Origin of the sequence: Bacillus sp. UNC69MF (genome assembly GCF_000746035.1) — a bacterium.
GTDB lineage: Bacteria > Bacillota > Bacilli > Bacillales > Bacillaceae > Bacillus > Bacillus velezensis.
Window position 1 is genome coordinate 12,962 of record NZ_JQKM01000013.1, and the last position, 17,788, is coordinate 30,749.

Consider the following 17,788-nt stretch of genomic DNA (forward strand, 5'->3'; position numbering starts at 1 on the left):
GATATGATCTGGCTTTTGTTTATTCTTTTTGATCATCTGCTGAGGAATCTTCACGCTTCGTATAATCGAATTGTGAAGGATCCACTTTCTTAAAGCCTTTCGGCTGATAGAAACGAAGCAGATCGCCGTTGATGATCTTATCAGACATTTCAAGCTCAGTCTTGACGAGAGAGTCTTCTTTTTTGTCGACTTCTGAATCATCTAAAAGTCTTCCGGTTTTCGTATCGTAATACTTGCCGGACACTTTCGTATAGTTCGGCGAGATGAAGTCTCCGTTACGGAACGGAATGACTTCTCTGTGCTCTTTCGATAAGATATCTGAACCTGACATGAGATAATCTTTCGTATCGACGCCGAGCAGATGAAGAACGGTCGGCGCGACATCGACTTCACCGGCAAATTTGTGATTGCGGCCGCCTTTCACGCCGGGAGCGTGGATAAAGAGCGGCACCCGCTGAAGCTGGGCATTGTCGTATTCAGTGATCTCATCTTTGCCGAGCACTTTCGCCATCGCTTTATTATGGTTTTCGGAGATGCCGTAGTGGTCTCCGTACATCACGATAATCGACTTATCGTACAGGCCGTCTTTTTTCAGGTCATGAAAGAACTGTTCGATTGATTCATCCAAATAGTTCGCGGACTGGAAGTAGTTATTGACGACTGAATCGCCAAAGTCTCCCGCCGGGAAGTCCGTGTCTTCTTTATCCATTCCGAACGGGAAGTGGTTGGACAGCGTAATGAACTTCGTATAGAACGGCTGCGGCAGGCTCTTTAAGAGCGGCATGGATTCTTTGAAATACGGTTTGTCTTTCATGCCGTAGTTTTTCGTGTTTTCTTCGCTCATGTCATAATAAGCGGAATCGAAAAACTTATCGATGCCTTCCGCTTTGTACATTTCGTTACGGTTCCAGAAAGTCTGCGTATTTCCGTGGAAAGCGGCAGACGTGTACTTTTTGCCTTTTAGGATCGCAGGAACGGACTGCAGCGTGTTTTGTGCTTTATTGACGAAAACAGAACCTTGCGAAAGCGGGTACAGAGAGTTCTCCATCATAAATTCCGCATCAGATGTTTTACCTTGTCCCGTTTGGTGGAAAAAGTTATCAAAGTAGAATGTTTGATTATCGTGCGCCAGCTTATTTAAAAACGGCGTCACTTCCTTGCCGTTAATTTTATAGTCAATGATAAAGGATTGCAGAGACTCTAATGAGACGTAGATGACGTTTTTTCCTTCGGCTTTTCCGAAGTAGACGTTATTCGGCACGTCATAGTTGGCCTTCATATAGTTTTCCACATCCGTTACATCGCTTGAATCGGCAAGCGCGCGCTGGCTGTTTGATTTCACATTCTGCACGGCATCGTAAATCGTAAAGTTGTACGTGCCCAAGTATTTCACCAGATAGTTTCGGTCAAATGAGCGTGTCAAAAGCTCAGGACGGTCGGATTCCGCGACGGCGAGGTTGATCAGGAACATAAGCACGGCGGAAGCCAAAACGATTCTGAATGATTTCTTCGCCGGTTTTTCAGCCGGTTTTTTCATCTTAAGGGCCAAAATAATCAAAATGACGGTATCCAGGAAGTAGAAGGCGTCTGTCCATCTCATTAACGAGAACGCGCTGTCTCCGAGCTGGCCGCCGTTTGTCTTTGCCTGCATCATGACCGGGATGGTAATGAAATCATTAAAGAATCTATAATAGACGATGTTTGCAAAAAGCAAAAAAGACAATAAAAAATGAATCACAATAATGGCTGTCTGCTGTAATTTTTTCTTGAAAAGAAGCCCAAATCCAAGAAAGAACAAGCTGGAGCTCAGCGGATTCACAAAAAGCAATATTTTCTGGATCGTGTTGTCTATGCCGAGGTTAAAGTTTAAAATATAAGCGACATATGTTTTCACCCACAATAACACGACCGCTATCAAGAAGAAGGCAAGTCCTCTTTCTTTTATAAATGTTTTCATTGTTACACTCCTTTTTTCCGATCACGGTTTACACGGAACGATAGAAAAAACGAACATAATCAATATACCATGAAACCAGCAAATAGAAAAGGTGGAAAAGGCTCATCGGAAAAAGGGCGAAAAACGCTGTCGCAACGGCGGTTGATCTGTTGAATGACAGCTTTAAAACATATAAATGGCACAAACTGGGATTTGTGTTTCCGTATGATCATACCCGGTTCTATTGAAAAAAGAGGTGAACAGTGATGGATATTGCCCATATCGTGGCTGAAGATAAAATCAAGCGCGCCATTAAGGATGGAGAGTTCGCCGACATCAAAGGAATGGGAAAGCCCCTGCCGAAAGACGATGCCGCACATCTTCCGGAGTCGCTCAGAATGGGCTACCGCATATTAAAAAACGCCGGGATCGCCGAGGATGAGGGCGCGCTGAAGAAAGAGCTGATGACGCTCGATTATTTGATCGCCAAGTGCCGCAATGAACAGGAGCGGGATCACCTGCGGAACAAACGGACGGAAAAACAAGTCAGACTCGACAAACTGACGGAGGAGAAAGCCATGTTCTCAAAACCCGCATCTTCTCATTATAAGGAGAAAGTGTACAGACGGCTGGGCCGCCCGTAAGCCGGCTCTTTAGATTTTTTTCTGAAAAGGAATGTGCTCCATAAGGCGCGGGTAGGAAATGTGGAGCAGGCCGTTTACGCACTGCGCCTGTAACAGGTGGGGCTCAGCCGGTTCAGGAAGCTCAATCGTCTCATCGATTTCCCCGTAATACCGGTTTTGGCAGACGCCCATGTTCTTTGGAAAAAGGGGTGTGATGTTTCCTCTTATATGCAGCCGTGTTCTTGACAGCAGCCTCAATGTCAATTCTTCTTCGTAAACGCCGGGCATTTCCACAATGACAAATGTGTGCTGTTCATCCTGATAAATATCATAAGTCAGGGTGTTTTTTTGTAAGGAGAAAAAATCTTCGGGAGATTTCCGTTTCAGGACATTGGTCCAAAATTCGCTGGGCTTGTGCTCGTTCGTAATCTCAAGCCACTTTCTCATTTTCTCGATATCCACTTCGGCAGAACCTCCCTATATTTGATTTGCGATCGGCATTGACGGGTTGGCGATCTGATCCTGATCGCTCACGTCAGGGTCAAGATGGCCCGAATTCAAACATCCGGCGGCCGGCGAAAAATCCCCTAAAGAAAAGTTCGCGCCGACAAATTTGCTGTTGGCGGTGTGGCTGTTTTGTACGGTCTGACCGATATCGACGTTTCCGTTTTGCGTTGCTCCGTTTACTTTTATATTGACGACGTTAATTTGGTAAGGCATTCATAAAAACCCCTTTAATCTATAATGGGCGGCACCGGCGTAATATTTGCGGTATCTGCGGTTCCGATGGCTGTCTGGTCGTTGACATCAGGATCATTTAACAAGTTCTCCATCATCGATTCTATAGGTGACGTATCGCCGAATGAAGAGTTCAGTCCTTGTGATTTGTTATTTGTGGTGGGACTGTTGTATGCCGCTTCCCCAATCGTAATAGATCCGTTGCCAGAAATACTGTTAATCTTCAAATAGTACAGGTTGATAACAGTGGATGGCATCTCTTCACACCTCTTTAACTTAGTTGTACAGTACTGTATGCTTTTTGTGCTCCTGTTGTGAATTCCGCCCGGACATGTTCCCGATAAACAAGAAGTCAAGGCCCGGTTCCGGCGGGGCTTTTTTTGTTTCAGGGTCTTTCGCAGTATATTTGTGATGAAAGCGCTATAAAAATAGATTGACGACATGTATATACATCATTACAATAGAGTCATAAACATGTATATACAAGTTTGTAAGACAAAATGAAAACGGTTACGGAGGGGATGGCATGGGTGAGTTTAACCGGGCTGCGCGGCAGATCGCTGAAGCTGTCGGCGGAATCGAAAATATTGAGGCGGCGACTCATTGTGTGACGCGTTTGCGGTTTGCATTAATAGATGAAACCAAAGTAAACCAAAAAATGCTTGATGCAATAGACATTGTCAAAGGATCTTTTGCGGTAAACGGGCAGTTTCAAGTCGTGATCGGGCAGGGGACGGTCAACAAAGTATATGCGGAATTAGTGAAGGAAACGGGGATGGGTGAAGCGTCCAAGGATGACGTGAAGAAGGCGGCGGCGCAAAACATGAATCCTTTACAGCGTGCTGTGAAAACGCTTGCGGACATCTTTATTCCGATCTTGCCGGCGATCGTCACGGCCGGGCTGTTAATGGGTCTGAACAATATCTTAACGGCGGAAGGCATTTTCTACAGCACGAAATCGATTGTCCAAGTGTATCCGCAATGGGCGGATCTCGCCAATATGATTAATCTGATCGCGGGGACGGCTTTCGCTTTTCTGCCGGCTTTAATCGGCTGGTCGGCAGTGAAGCGGTTCGGAGGAAGCCCGCTCTTGGGTATCGTGCTCGGGCTGATGCTGGTGCATCCTGATCTGTTAAACGCATGGGGCTACGGGGCTGCCGAGCAGAGCGGCGATATTCCGGTGTGGAACCTGTTCGGCCTTGAGGTGCAGAAAGTCGGGTATCAAGGTCAGGTGCTCCCGATTCTGCTGGCGTCTTATTTACTTGCCAGGCTTGAGCTCTTTTTGACGAAACGGACGCCGGAGGGCATTCAGCTGTTGGTCGTCGCGCCGGTGACGCTTTTGGTCATCGGTTTTCTATCCTTTGTCATCATCGGTCCGATTACCTTTGCGATCGGTAACGCGCTGACGGCGGGATTGATTGCCGTTTTCGGACAATTCTCCGCCATCGGAGGCCTGCTGTACGGAGGGCTGTATTCGGCGCTTGTGATCACGGGGATGCACCATACGTTTCTCGCGGTCGATCTTCAATTAATCGGATCAAAGCTCGGCGGCACATTTTTATGGCCGATGCTCGCATTGTCAAATATCGCTCAAGGATCGGCGGCTTTGGCCATGATGCTGATTACAAAAGATAAAAAACAGCGGGGGCTTTCACTGACGGCCGGCATTTCCGCATATTTGGGCATTACCGAGCCGGCGATTTTCGGCGTGAATCTTCGTTACAAATTTCCGTTTGTGATTGCCATGATCAGTTCGGGAATCGCGGGGATGTTCATCTCCGTCAAAGGCGTTCTCGCAAGCTCGGTCGGAGTCGGCGGCGTGCCGGGGATCTTCTCCATTATGAGTCAGTACTGGGGGCCGTTTGCGATCGGAATGCTGATCGTGCTGATTCTCCCGTTTGCGGGAACATACGGGTATGCGCGGCTGAAACGGCAAAAATAGAAAAACTGCGGGGCGCCTTCTATCAGGCTGTCCCTTTTCCATTTCAATTCAAAACATTACAGGCGGTGAAGAAAAATGAAAACAGACAGCACACCATGGTGGAAAAAGGCAGCGGTATATCAAATTTATCCGAAGAGCTTTAATGATACGACGGGAAACGGGATCGGTGATCTGAACGGTATTATCGAGAAGCTTGATTATTTGCAGAAGCTTTTAATTGATGTCATTTGGCTTACGCCGATTTACGATTCGCCGCAGAATGACAACGGTTATGACATTCGCGATTATTGCACCATTTATGAAGAATACGGAACGATGGAGGATTTTGAACGCCTTATCGATGAAGCGCACAAAAGAGGAATCAAGGTCGTCATGGATCTTGTCGTAAACCATACATCAGTCGAGCATCGGTGGTTCAAAGAAGCGGTCTCGTCACCCGACAGTCCGTATCGGGATTTTTACATTTGGAAAGACGGAAAGGAAGACGGCCGGGCGCCGAACAACTGGGAATCAAAATTCGGCGGTTCCGCTTGGGAGCTCGACCCGGCGTCAGGCCAGCACTATCTGCATTTATTTGATGTGTCGCAGGCCGATTTGAACTGGGAAAATGAAGAGATGAGAAAACAGGTTTACGACATGATGCATTTTTGGTTCCGGAAAGGGATCGACGGCTTCCGGCTGGATGTGATCAACCTCATTTCTAAAGACCAATCGTTTCCTGATGCCAAAGATGGGCGTGACGGGCGCCCTTATTATACGGACGGGCCGCGCGTGCACGAATTTCTCCATGAGATGAACCGGGAAGTGTTTTCGAAATATGACAGCATGACGGTCGGTGAAATGTCCTCGACAACGGCTGACCACTGCATCCGGTACACAAACCCTGAGAATAAAGAACTCGATATGACTTTTAACTTTCATCATTTAAAAGTGGATTATCCGAATGGTGAAAAATGGGCGCTCGCTCCGTTTGATTTTCTGAAGCTGAAACGGATTTTAGCGTTTTGGCAGACGGAGATGCAAAAAGGCGGAGGCTGGAACGCATTATTCTGGTGCAACCATGACCAGCCGCGGGCCGTATCCAGATACGGAGACGACGGCGTATACCGGACGAAATCAGCCAAAATGCTGGCGGCGGCCATTCATATGATGCAGGGCACGCCTTACATTTATCAAGGTGAAGAGATCGGCATGGGCAATCCGAAATTCGATGACATCGGCTCATACCGCGATGTCGAATCATTGAACATTTACAAAAAGATGAAGGAAGAAGGCGTGCCCGAAAAAGACATTATCGCCATTTTAAAAGAGAAATCAAGAGACAATGCAAGAACCCCCATTCAGTGGAACAGCGGGCCGCACGGCGGTTTCACGACGGGAACGCCTTGGATTCCGGCGGCGGATGATTATCGGGACGTTAACGCGGAAGCGGCTTTGCGGGACCCGGATTCAATTTTCTATCATTATCAGAAGCTCATCAAGCTCAGAAAAGAATATGACATCGTGACGGAAGGAACGTTTGAGCTGCTTGCTGAAGACGATCCGGCGGTTCTGGCGTACGTCAGACACGGCAAGGATGAAAAACTGCTGTGCATCAACAACTTCTACGGGAAAGAAGCGGACTTTACGGTTCCGCTTAAAGACACGGACGGCTGGCGGTTTACGGTGCTGCTGACGAATGATGAACCGAGGGAAGGGCGGCCGGAACGATTGACGCTCCGTCCGTATGAATCGATCGTTTATCATCTGACAAAAGCGTGATACACTAATCTGGGTGGTCAAATGAAAGTGAATAAATACATCACAATCTATAAAGATATGGTGCGGCAGATCGAAAGCGGCCAGCGGAAGGCTGAAGACGTTCTTCCGTCTGAAAATGATTTGTGCGATCAATACGGCACATCACGAGAAACCGTCCGCAAAGCGCTCAATATGCTGGCGCAAAACGGCTACATCCAGAAAATCAAAGGCAAAGGCTCCGTCATATTAGACAGAGAAAAAATGCGTTTTCCCGTCTCAGGCCTGATCAGCTTCAAAGAGCTTTCGGAAACGCTCGGAAAAGAGACGAGAACGACGGTTCACCGTCTCGGGCTGATCCTGCCTCCCTCAGAAGCCGCAAAAGAGCTTGGTACAGAAGCGGATGAAAAGGTGTGGGAAGTCGTCAGATCAAGACGGATTGACGGAGAACATATTATTTTGGACAAGGATTACTTTGTGAAAAAACATGTGACTTTATTGACGAAGGCGATTTGCGAAGGTTCGATCTATGAGTATCTCGAAGGAGAGCTCGGCTTGTCCATCAGCTACGCGCAAAAGGAAATTGTCGTGGAGCCGGCGGGGGAAGAGGACCGGAAGTATTTGGATCTCGGCGGATTCAGCCAAATGGCGGTCGTGAAAAACCGCGTCTTTTTGGAGGATACCAGCCTCTTTCAGTACACGGAAAGCCGGCACAGGCTCGATAAATTCCGTTTCGTCGACTTTGCGAGAAGAGAAAAATAAAAACGGACTGCCGCGGCAGCCCGTTTTTTTGTCAGTATCAAAATGAATACTATCCAACAAAAATGTGCGTACTGGTACTTTCAAAAATAATGGCTACAATAGTACATAACGATTGAAAAGGAGAGATCATGAATGTCAGATAAAAAACAGCAGATCATCGAAGCGTATCAATTCAGACACGCCACAAAGGAATTTGATCCTGAGAAAAAAATTTCAGAAAGCGATTTTGAATTCATTTTAGAAACGGGAAGATTATCCCCAAGCTCACTCGGTTTGGAGCCTTGGAAATTTGTCGTCGTTCAAAATCCGGAGCTTCGTGAAAAACTCCGCGAGTTCACATGGGGGGCGCAAAAGCAGCTGCCGACCGCAAGCCATTTCGTACTTCTGCTTGCCCGGACGGCAAAGGATATCCGTTTTGACGCCGACTATGTCAAAAACCACTTGCGGGAAGTCAAAAAAATGCCGGAAGATATGTATGAAGGCTATATCAGTAAAACGGAAGACTTTCAGAAAAATGATTTCAATCTGCTAGAATCAGATCGCGCGCTGTTTGACTGGGCATCCAAACAGACTTACATCGCCCTCGGCAATATGATGACAGCCGCTGCGCAGATCGGAATCGACTCCTGCCCTGTAGAAGGCTTCAACTACAAAGAAATTCACCGGATTCTTGAAGAAGAAGGGCTTCTGGAAAACGGAAGTTTCGACATCTCTGTTATGGCCGCATTCGGCTACCGTGTCAGAGAACCGCGCCCGAAAACAAGATCTGCCTCAAAAGACGTTGTAAAGTGGGTATAAGATAAAAAAGGCTGCCGGGCGTGTCCCGGCAGCTTTTAACGTTTATTTGGTTTTGCTAAAAAACAGGCGGTGATCCAGGACGTAACGGGAATGATGATGCCGATCCCGATTCCGGCACAAAGAATGGTAACGGCTTCCGCACTGAATACTTTTGAGTTCACTATTTTTTCAGCTGAGTATGATAAGTCTTTAAACCAGATAATTAAAGCCAAATAGCTGCCGAAAAAAGCAAAGAATAACGTATTCGTATTCGTTCCTAAAATATCTCTCCCGATGCTTAATCCGAATGTGTACAGATCTTTTCTGCTCATGGACGGATTATGACTGTAAATTTCCCGCATGGGTGAAGTAATGGAAATCGCGACATCGGTAATCGCCCCTATCGTGCCCATGATGATCATAGCCGCGGTAACCTTCACAAAATCCACCCCGACAAACAGTGTGAATATGCCGATATCACCCAATTCTTCTTCACCGAATCCCTGAATCGAAGTATGTTTTGTTACAGACATAATAAAAAACAGCAGCAATACAATCGTCAGCATTGCAGAAATAAAGGCGGTTACGGTTTTGACGTTTCCTCCATTAATATAAAAAAGAGTAATGCTGCAAATCACCGCGGAAGAGAGCAATGTTAAAACAATCGGATTGATATGCGGGTCTGTCATGAAAATGATGGTGAGAAAGAGAACACCGAAATTTAAGAATAACGCAATAAAAGACCTCGCTCCTTTTTTTCCGCCGATGATGACCATCAATAGAAATAAAATCGCCGCGAGAATTACGATGACATTCATGAGCTTGCCTTCTTTCGTTTAATAAAAAAGATAGAAGCATACAGACTGGCGGGTATGGCTAATACAATTCCGATCCCTCCGGCCAATGCTCTGGCTATTTCCAAGGAAATGTTCATAGAAAGAGTGAATCCTATCGGGGAATCATTTTTTAAATACAAAAGCATCATCGGAATAGAGCCGCTTATATAAGCAAAAAACAGAATGTTGGTCATCGCCCCCATGATGTCTTTTCCGATCTCCATCCCGGAACGTCTGAGAGCTTGTAATGAGATACCGTTGTTTTCTTCATATAATCCGAAGACAGATGACGTCATGGTAATGGCCACATCCATAACCGCTCCCAGTGATCCGATAAATACCCCGGCCATAAACACCGTGTGATAAGGGCGGGTTAAATACTGCATTTCCTCATATCTGAGACCTTTCTCTCCGGTTGCCAGCATCACCAGATACGTAATCAGCAGGGAAACGAAAGTGCCTGCGAGCGTCGCGGCAATGGCGGCGTATGTTTTCGCGTGAAAACCGCTGACAAGCAGCAATGAGATGACAGTAAAGATGAGAATACAGATACCGCAGATGAAAATTAACCCTATATTAGGATGCTTCCTGTACAAATCTAATGCAAACGACAGTAAAACGGCGTTAAACATCAGGCTGACGATCGAAAAGAAGCCTTGTTTTTTGCCGACGATAAGCAAGGTGAAAATGAAAACCCACGCGATCAGCAAAAGCTGTTTATCCCGTTTTTTATCTATAATGCTTCCCGATATATCCTTGTTTGATGGTTTCCCTTTATCAATAGAAACGAATACTTCATCGCCAATCGAATATTTCTGATCGTTCGCTCCGGATGATGAATACTGATTGGGCAAATGAATGAGCTGTCCTTTCTGACTGCCGTTTTCAAGTCTGGCAGTGATCGTCTGATTGAAAATCTTATCTTTGTTTTTATGCATGTCCTGTACGTCAGACTGATGTTCCAATGTTGTTTTCGTCACTTTGGCAATCGGCCGCTCATAAAAAGAAGCGTTGTGAGTGACGAAAATGAGCGAGCTGATAAAACAGAGCGCTGTTATCACGTAAAACAGCTTTTTCTTGTAAGACATGCGGTTTCGTTTGTGTCCTGTTATCTTCAAAAAAAGTCCTCCAAACAGGCGGCGCCGTATGAAAGAGAGGCCCTGCCGTGAAGTGTTAAACGATGCGGATGTAGTCTTTCGCGAATAACGTTCATATTTTATCACTCGGCCGTACGGCTGTCGACTCAGAGGGGGACCGAGAGAAAAAGCTCCCCTGAAATCAGATCAGGAGAGCTTTTGGGATGAACCGCACGATAAAAGCGGTCTTTTTATGCTTCGTTCACTTTTTTTGCTTTTCTTCTTTGATGCAGATACAGTGCCGTTCCGAGCGCGCTGATGAGAAACCCGGCAAGAAGGATGGAATACATCGTTGTGGCCGTATCAGGAAGCAGGCCGCCCGGCGATACTCCGTCCTGTGCAGGGCCGGATGACGGTTTTTGTCCGCTTGGCTGCTTTCCGGAGCCGTGGTCTCCGCTTGTCGGCGGCGCGCTCTTCGTGTTTGCGTTTAATATGGTGTATTCACTGAAATGATTTGTATAGCCCGTGACGAGATCGTGTGAAACCGAACCGTTGTCTGTTTTTGTATAGACGTTCTTTTTCCGGTCTACATGGTAAATGCCCGGCTGTTTCGCCTTTTTCGTATTCTCAATGCGCAGGGTGAGCTTTACCGGCGCTTTGAATGTTTTGATGTCTTTGTTTTTCTGCTTCATTGTAAAGTCGTATACATTTGAAAGCGCCCCGCTTACTTTTCCTTTCGGCGTCACGCCGAATCGTGTATCAGCTGAAGCAGCGTTTGCCATCGGCATTTTCATGCTGAACTTGTCATGCAGGATCGTAAGGGAAGAATCCGATGTTCTGTCCTTTAACAGGCCGATTTGTTTTTTGGTCACGCTGAGATCAATCGGCTTTTTGGCGCCGTCATTCTTATCGTAATACACGATCGGCGTGTTGGCGTTTTTGGCATAAACGGCAAATGCGCTGTCATCTTCAAGCGTCCACGAACCGTTTTTTTGTTTCGTCGGCAGATACACTTCCTGCGCGCGGCCGTCAACTTTCGGTTCCACCGCTTTTCCCGCTTTTTCAAGCTGCTCGGTGAAGACCTCATAGTCGACAAAGCCAAGGTCTTCTTTATGGGACGCTTCGTTAAAGACGGAATATCCGTCTCCGCCTTCACCGACAAAGTTACTGGTGGCGACTCTGTATGTCTTCTTATCAGAAATCGGCTTTACGCTGCCGTCATCCTGTACGGCCGCAGCTTGAAGAACGCGGTGTCCCGGCTTTTTATTCAGTGTAAACGTGTATGTTAAACCGGCAACTTGAGGGAAGGCGCCGCCTTGAGCCTCAATTCCGCTTAACCCTTGTTCCAAGGCTTGTTTGATCTGTTTTCCGGTTAAATCCGCGACGTAAAGCGTGTTGCCGAACGGCATCACATTCAGCACATCGCCGAGTGTGATGTCTCCTTTATCAATGCCTGCGCGGATGCCGCCCCCGTTTGTGATCGCGATTTGGGCGCCGGCCGCTTCCTTCGCTTTTTGCAGCATGCCGTCCGCGATGAAGTTTCCGAGATTGGTTTCTTTGGAGCGGACATGCTCGCGCTGGCCGTCAAGTACGACCTTCGTTGAGCCGACTTTTTCATTTTTGACTGAGACGAGCTCTTTTTTAAACGGATCAAGCTCTTTTTTCAGATCCGGGTCTTCTTTCGTCTGCTCGTTCACCGGAATCGCCTGAAGAGAGGATTGTTCCGGCAGGACGACGCCGTTTTTGTCAAAGGCGACATCTGCCCGGCCTAAATATTCGCCGTATTCTTTTGCCTGGGCGACGATGGTCGGCTCTTCGTTTTTAACAATTTCCATTTTATCTACAAGCGTATGCGTATGTCCGCCGACGATCAAGTCGATGCCTTTTACCTTTTTGGCAAGATCGAGATCACGCTGATGCCCGATATGGGTCAGGGCGATAATTTTATTGACATGTTCCTTGTTCTGTATTTCTTTTACCGTATCTTGTGCGGATTGGAAGGCATCATGAAAGACAATGCTTTTTCCCGGGCTTGATGTGACGGACGTATCTTCTGTCGTTAAGCCGAATACGGCGACTTTTGCTCCGTTTACATCAAGCAGAATGTATGGATAGATGCCTGCTTTTTTCTTTTTCCCTGCCGTAAATGTGTCTGCTTTTTTCATGAATGGTCTGAGTTTTGACTCTTTGGACACATCGACATTTGAGCTGACGAGCGGAAAGTCAGGCGCTTGAAAATTGTATTTTCCGGACGGGTCAGCCGCGCTTCCGTTCCCGCTCAGGAAGCTGGCGAGAGCACCCGGGCCTTTATCAAACTCATGATTTCCGAAAGTCATTGCGTCGTAACCCATGCTGTTCATCAATTTTAAATCAGCCAGCCCCTGCCACTTTGTGAAATAGAGATCGCCTGAGAAAACGTCTCCCGCATCCAGCAAAATGCTGCGGTCGGTTTCGCTTCTGATTTCTTTGATTTTCGTCATCCGCCTCGCCGCGTTATCAAGGTGGGCGTGCGTGTCGTTTGTATGCATAACGGTGAGTTTCCATGCGTCATCTTTCGGCGGATCTGTGCCCGGTTCATCATCTTTGAATTGGAGCTTGTACTGTCCGTAGCCCGCGTTTTGTGATTCACCGATATAGGCGACGTCATCTGCGCGGTCAGCAAACGGCTTTGCGGCCAAGGAAGATTCAAATGTCAGGTTTGTCCCTTTGACCGGAAGGATGGACCAGTTATGATCAGCCTGCGGATTAATCGTTTTCTGCTGGATGATGTAATCCATTAAGACCTGCCTGTTCTCATCGGCAGAAGAGTATACGATTTTATCATTGCTTAAGTGAGGGAATCCTCCGCCGCCTGAAGCGCGGTAATTATTTGTGACGATCAGAAATTCCTGCTTGGCGCTGACGGGCTTTCCTTGATAAGAAAGGTTGACGATCCGGCTTGCATCGGGATGAATGACTGTTCCGTTTTCGTTGTATTTCGCCGGTTTTGTGACATCGACCTGATAGGTGACACCGTCAATGACATCAAAATTGTATGAGCGGTAGGCGTCATTTAAAAGCGCTTGGCTGCCGCCTTTTGCCTGATCGATCTGATTAAATTGCCCTGCGGACATTTCGAGCCAGTCCTTCACTTCGCTTCCGTTCAGCTTGACGATCTGAACCGTGTTGTCATACAGGTACAAATCGCCGATATTTTTGATGGCGAGGTCGCCAGCGGAAATGTTTGTATAGTAGTTTGAGCCGTTCCGCCCGCCGGCTTTAAACGGGGCGCCCGCCGAGAGGATAGGCAGATCTTTGTATTCCGTATCCTTCATCTTATTTTCGGCGTACCATTTTTGCGCATCCGTTACGATTTGAATGGACGGATCATCTTTGACTTGGGCGAAGAAACTGTTGATATCGGCTTTTGTCTGGCCGACGGGTTCTCTGATGTATTTCAATGTGCCTTCGTGCGCTTTTTTGACGGTATTGACGACGGTTTCGTTTTCCGACGTCACATTGCCGGCAATCGGCTCGATGCTGCCTTTTGCATCTTCCACATGCCACGCGCTGTCTGTTTTTTCAAGCCGGAGGTCGATGACGCCCGCATATTTGCCCCAGCTGCTTGACATGACAACGGGGATGCCGTTAATCGTGCCTTTATCGACGTCAAATTGATCAGCGCCTTTGTATTCGGCATCAGGGAAAAGCCCGTGCTGATGGCCGGATACGATCGCATCAATTCCGCTGACTTTCGTTGCCAGGTCAAAAACGGCGTTTTCCGCTCCGGAAGACTGCGCTTTTTTTTCGATGCCGCTGTGGGCGAGGGCGATGACGATATCGGCTCCTTCAGCTTTCATTTTCGGAACGGTTTTCTTTGCGGATTCCACAATGTCTTCGACCTGAACGCGGCCTTCGAGATTTTTCTTATCCCACGTCATGATTTGGGGAGGAACAAAGCCGATGTAGCCGACTTTTATCTGATGCTTGCCGCCGTTTTCATCCGTGACGGTTTTGTCTTTTATGACATAAGGCGTATAACGGTTTTCGCCGCTTAATGTTTTCACATTGGCGTTAACGATCGGATAATCAGCGCCTTTGATTGTCCCGTCCAGAAATTCAAGCCCATAATTAAATTCATGATTGCCGAGTGTTCCTGCGTCATAATGCAGACTGTTCATCACTTCAATGATCGGATGGGTCTTTGCGCCTGAAATAATATCATTTTTCTCATATTTTACGGCGTATTCTCCGAGGGGATTCCCCTGAATCAGGTCTCCGTTATCGACAAGCAGCGTATTCGGGTTTTCGCGCCTGTGCTTCTCAATAAGCTGAGCCGTTCGGGCCAGCCCGAATTCCGTTGTCGGTTTGTCGCTGTAGTAATCGTAGTCCATCATGTTAGCGTGAACGTCAGTTGTGGCTAAAATGCTGAGATTCACACTGGAGGATTTGTTTTCTTCTGCTTTAATGGGTGATGTTGGGAGGATTAGACTAAGTATCATAACTAGGGGCAGCAGAATACGGAGTGTCATATTGACGCTGCATCGTCTTTTCTGTATTCTCACCTGTTCTCCACCTTTCAACAAATTTTGTCATGCAGTACCATTGTAAGAATATTTTGTGAAAGTTCATATAGATTTCATGATGATTCTTGTAAAAAGATGAAAAATGAGGATAATGACCTATGTAAAACGGATGAGCGGCAAACGCGTTACCTATGTTTGATGTTAGTGTGGCTGGGGTACATGGATTTATGTAGACTTCATCAAGCAGGAGGTAGTAACTATGGGTAAAAAAATTGCAGTTGTATTAACGGATTATTTTGAGGATGTCGAGTATACTGAACCTGCGAAAGCTTTTAAAGATGCAGGTCATGAATTAACCGTAATTGAACAGGAAAAAGGAAAAACAGTCAAAGGCAAACAAGGGGAAGCGGAAGTGAAAGTAGACGCGTCCATCGATGATGTGAATCCGAAAGACTTTGACGCATTGCTGATCCCGGGCGGATTCTCGCCTGATATGCTGCGTGCGGATGACCGTTTCGTCCAATTTGCCAAAGCGTTTATGGATGACAAAAAACCGGTGTTCGCCATTTGCCACGGACCTCAGCTTCTCATTAACGCGAAAGCATTGGACGGGCGCAAAGCGACAGGGTTTACATCAATCCGAATCGACATGGAAAACGCGGGCGCGAATGTTGTGGATGAAGAAGTCGTCGTCTGCCAGAACCAGCTGGTCACAAGCCGCACACCGGATGACATACCGGCATTCAACCGCGAATCATTAAAACTGCTTGCGTAATATAAAAGCGGAGCGCCGTATCAGGCGTTCCGCTTTTTTTGTGAAGATTCCCGGATGACCAGCTCAGGCGCCAGAATAATGCGTTGTTTTTTGTGCTGGGAATTGGTGATTTTATGATGCAGCAATTGAGCCGCTTCTTTTCCCGACTGCCGCGGAAAGGAAGAAACGGTTGTAAGCGGGGGATAAGAAATTTCAGCTTCCGGCACGTTATCAAAGCCGACAATGTCAATATCTTCGCCCGGAACGAGCCCGGCTTTTCTAATCCCTTGCATGACGCCGAACGCGACCAAATCACTGAAGCAGAAAATCGCGGTCGGGCGCTCAGACCGGCGGAGGAGCTCCGTCACGGCTTCACAGCCTGCTTCGCGGGTCGGCGCGCTGTCAATGACATAGTCATTTTTTACTTCCAGATCCGCTTCACGGAGCGCTTTTTTAAACCCTTTCATGCGCTTCGTCCATGTTGACGAGTGCTTCACGCCGCCCAGAAACGCAATCTCCTGATGGCCTTTCTCAATGAAATGACGCACTGCCTTATAGGTGCCTTCCTCATAATCGGCTCCGACAAAATCACAGTCGGCATCGGCAATCTCCCTGACGGCGAGCACGACCGGAATGTCAAGCTGCTCAAGGCGGGAAAGGGTTTCCTCAGCCGTACCTGAAACCGGACACAAAATCAATCCGCCGACCCTGTGCTCCAGCATGGTCGAGATCAGCTGCTCCTGCTTGGCGACGGAATCAAATGTCGTGCCTAACAGCACCGTTAATCCGACTTCCTCAAGCGTATTCTGAACGCCGATCAGAAACTCTGAGAAAAACGTATTGGAAATGTCAGTAATAATCAATCCTACCGTTGTGGACGTCTGTGATCGTAAATTCGCGGCGACCCGATCATATACGTACCCCAGCTCCCGCATGGATTGCAGCACTTTCTCACGGGTCGCTTCGGAAATTCGCGGATTATTGCGGACGATTAATGAAGCGGTGGATGTTGAGACGCCGGCATGTTCAGCGACCTGCTGCAATGTCACCCGGCGTTTTTTTTGCTGTTTCATACGTCGCATTCCTCACTTGGTTTTTATTCGTTACATCCATTATAAGCGTTTTGGCGCATGAGAAGAAAGAGAGAGGGGGAGAAAATGATAAAGCGCCGGAAGACGGATTGTCCTTCGGCGCTTCTGTCACAATAGGTTATTCAAACATTTGCTCTTTAATATACTGAACCGGCATTTCACGGCCTGTCCAATATTCAAACGCCATGGCGCCCTGCCAAAGCATCATGCCGAGGCCGTTAATGGTGTTGCAGCCGGCCGCTTGAGCTTGTTCAAGCAATTTCGACGTAACGGGGTTGTAAACGACGTCTGTCACAATCAAATCCGGACGGAGCATGGATGTATCTTCAATGACGCTCAAGCCTTCAAGCGGTTTCATGCCGACACCCGTTCCGTTCGTGAAAATATCGCTTGAAGCGATTTCAGCACGCAGCGCATCTTGATCTTCGAGCGGGAAGACTTTCGCTTTGCAAGAAGATCCCTTCATTTCTTCATTGATGATGCGGACATTTTCTTCCGCTTTTTCGAAAAACGCGTCATTGCGGGCGAAAATAGAGATTTCTCCGAGGCCTTCCAATGCGGATTGAATCGCTATCGGAGTGGCGGCCCCGCCGGAACCGACCAGCGTCATTTTTTTGCCTGTGATATCGATGCCGTGTTCTTTTAAGTTGCGGACGTATCCCATACCGTCAGTGGAGTGTCCGATCAGTCTGCCGTTTTCATTAACGACTGTATTCACCGCGCCGGTGAATTTCGCTGAATCCGCGAGTTCATCGAGGTAAGGGAGAATGTTCATCTTGTTCGGCATCGAGACATTGAAGCCTCTGACGTTTAAGGCGCGCATTCCCGTTACCACATCTTCCAGCTGTTCATTGCCGACTTCAAACGCGAGGTATGCGTAGTTCAATCCTAATTTTTTAAACGCCAGGTTGTGCATCGCCGGAGATAAAGAGTGTCCGATCGGTGTCGCGAATAATCCGATAAGCTGAGTTTTTCCGTTAATCCGTCCTAAATCTTTCTTCATGATGTATT

General features: G+C 47.4%; 15 protein-coding genes. 6 read left to right on the plus strand and 9 right to left on the minus strand.

From position 1 onward, the window contains the following. Positions 1–19: 19 nt before the first annotated feature. Complete coding sequence (locus tag BR62_RS0109745; RefSeq protein ID WP_020955498.1) at positions 20–1,957, minus strand: lipoteichoic acid synthase; 1,938 nt, start codon at positions 1,955–1,957, stop codon at positions 20–22. 245 nt (positions 1,958–2,202) lie between these two features. Between BR62_RS0109745 and BR62_RS0109750 the strand changes: the two genes are divergently transcribed. After that, complete coding sequence (locus BR62_RS0109750) at positions 2,203–2,580, plus strand: DnaJ family domain-containing protein (RefSeq protein ID WP_020955499.1); 378 nt, start codon at positions 2,203–2,205, stop codon at positions 2,578–2,580. Between the two features lie 9 nt (positions 2,581–2,589). Here the strand turns inward: BR62_RS0109750 and BR62_RS0109755 are convergent, their stop codons facing one another. Genes BR62_RS0109755 through BR62_RS0109765 form a run of 3 tightly spaced genes read right to left on the minus strand, consistent with a single transcriptional unit; the run spans position 2,590 to position 3,554 of the window. Beyond that, complete coding sequence (locus BR62_RS0109755) at positions 2,590–3,021, minus strand: Hsp20/alpha crystallin family protein (RefSeq protein ID WP_032870672.1); 432 nt, start codon at positions 3,019–3,021, stop codon at positions 2,590–2,592. 15 nt (positions 3,022–3,036) lie between these two features. Further along, entirely contained in the window at positions 3,037–3,279 is a 243-nt protein-coding gene (locus BR62_RS0109760) for a spore germination protein (RefSeq protein ID WP_003155595.1), read from the minus strand. 14 nt (positions 3,280–3,293) lie between these two features. Further along, positions 3,294–3,554, minus strand: a complete 261-nt coding sequence (locus tag BR62_RS0109765; protein WP_007408496.1) for a spore germination protein — start codon at positions 3,552–3,554, stop codon at positions 3,294–3,296. A gap of 269 nt (positions 3,555–3,823) precedes the next feature. Between BR62_RS0109765 and treP the strand changes: the two genes are divergently transcribed. The 4 genes from treP (at position 3,824) to BR62_RS0109785 (ending at position 8,536) form a co-directional block, all read left to right on the plus strand. Then, positions 3,824–5,239: a PTS system trehalose-specific EIIBC component gene (treP, locus tag BR62_RS0109770; protein WP_032870674.1), complete on the plus strand. Its 1,416-nt coding sequence runs from the start codon at positions 3,824–3,826 to the stop codon at positions 5,237–5,239. A gap of 75 nt (positions 5,240–5,314) precedes the next feature. Then, positions 5,315–7,000: an alpha,alpha-phosphotrehalase gene (gene treC / locus BR62_RS0109775; protein ID WP_032870676.1), complete on the plus strand. Its 1,686-nt coding sequence runs from the start codon at positions 5,315–5,317 to the stop codon at positions 6,998–7,000. 21 nt (positions 7,001–7,021) lie between these two features. Further along, the gene (treR, locus tag BR62_RS0109780; RefSeq protein WP_032870678.1) at positions 7,022–7,738 is read left to right on the plus strand and encodes a trehalose operon repressor; all 717 of its coding nucleotides are present in this window, start codon (positions 7,022–7,024) and stop codon (positions 7,736–7,738) included. A gap of 132 nt (positions 7,739–7,870) precedes the next feature. Then, entirely contained in the window at positions 7,871–8,536 is a 666-nt protein-coding gene (locus BR62_RS0109785) for an NAD(P)H-dependent oxidoreductase (RefSeq protein ID WP_003155588.1), read from the plus strand. A 35-nt stretch (positions 8,537–8,571) separates the two neighbouring features. Here BR62_RS0109785 and BR62_RS0109790 read toward each other — a convergent pair whose 3' ends face one another. The 3 genes from BR62_RS0109790 to BR62_RS0109800 form a co-directional block, all read right to left on the minus strand. Next, positions 8,572–9,333 (minus strand): YibE/F family protein, encoded by a 762-nt coding sequence (locus tag BR62_RS0109790; protein WP_007408500.1) that lies wholly within the window; start codon positions 9,331–9,333, stop codon positions 8,572–8,574. After that, the gene (locus BR62_RS0109795; RefSeq protein WP_032870679.1) at positions 9,330–10,469 is read right to left on the minus strand and encodes a YibE/F family protein; all 1,140 of its coding nucleotides are present in this window, start codon (positions 10,467–10,469) and stop codon (positions 9,330–9,332) included. The genes BR62_RS0109790 and BR62_RS0109795 overlap by 4 nt, the downstream gene beginning before the upstream one ends. A gap of 209 nt (positions 10,470–10,678) precedes the next feature. Then, complete coding sequence (locus BR62_RS0109800; protein WP_119027121.1) at positions 10,679–14,971, minus strand: multifunctional 2',3'-cyclic-nucleotide 2'-phosphodiesterase/3'-nucleotidase/5'-nucleotidase; 4,293 nt, start codon at positions 14,969–14,971, stop codon at positions 10,679–10,681. A gap of 220 nt (positions 14,972–15,191) precedes the next feature. Between BR62_RS0109800 and BR62_RS0109805 the strand changes: the two genes are divergently transcribed. Next, positions 15,192–15,707: a type 1 glutamine amidotransferase domain-containing protein gene (locus tag BR62_RS0109805; RefSeq protein WP_003155578.1), complete on the plus strand. Its 516-nt coding sequence runs from the start codon at positions 15,192–15,194 to the stop codon at positions 15,705–15,707. Between the two features lie 20 nt (positions 15,708–15,727). Here BR62_RS0109805 and BR62_RS0109810 read toward each other — a convergent pair whose 3' ends face one another. Both BR62_RS0109810 and BR62_RS0109815 read right to left on the minus strand, forming a co-directional pair. Further along, on the minus strand, positions 15,728–16,759 hold the full coding sequence (locus BR62_RS0109810; protein ID WP_007408503.1) for a LacI family DNA-binding transcriptional regulator: 1,032 nt from the start codon (positions 16,757–16,759) through the stop codon (positions 15,728–15,730). Between the two features lie 136 nt (positions 16,760–16,895). Then, entirely contained in the window at positions 16,896–17,780 is an 885-nt protein-coding gene (locus BR62_RS0109815; RefSeq protein WP_007408504.1) for a shikimate dehydrogenase, read from the minus strand. Positions 17,781–17,788: the final 8 nt, after the last annotated feature.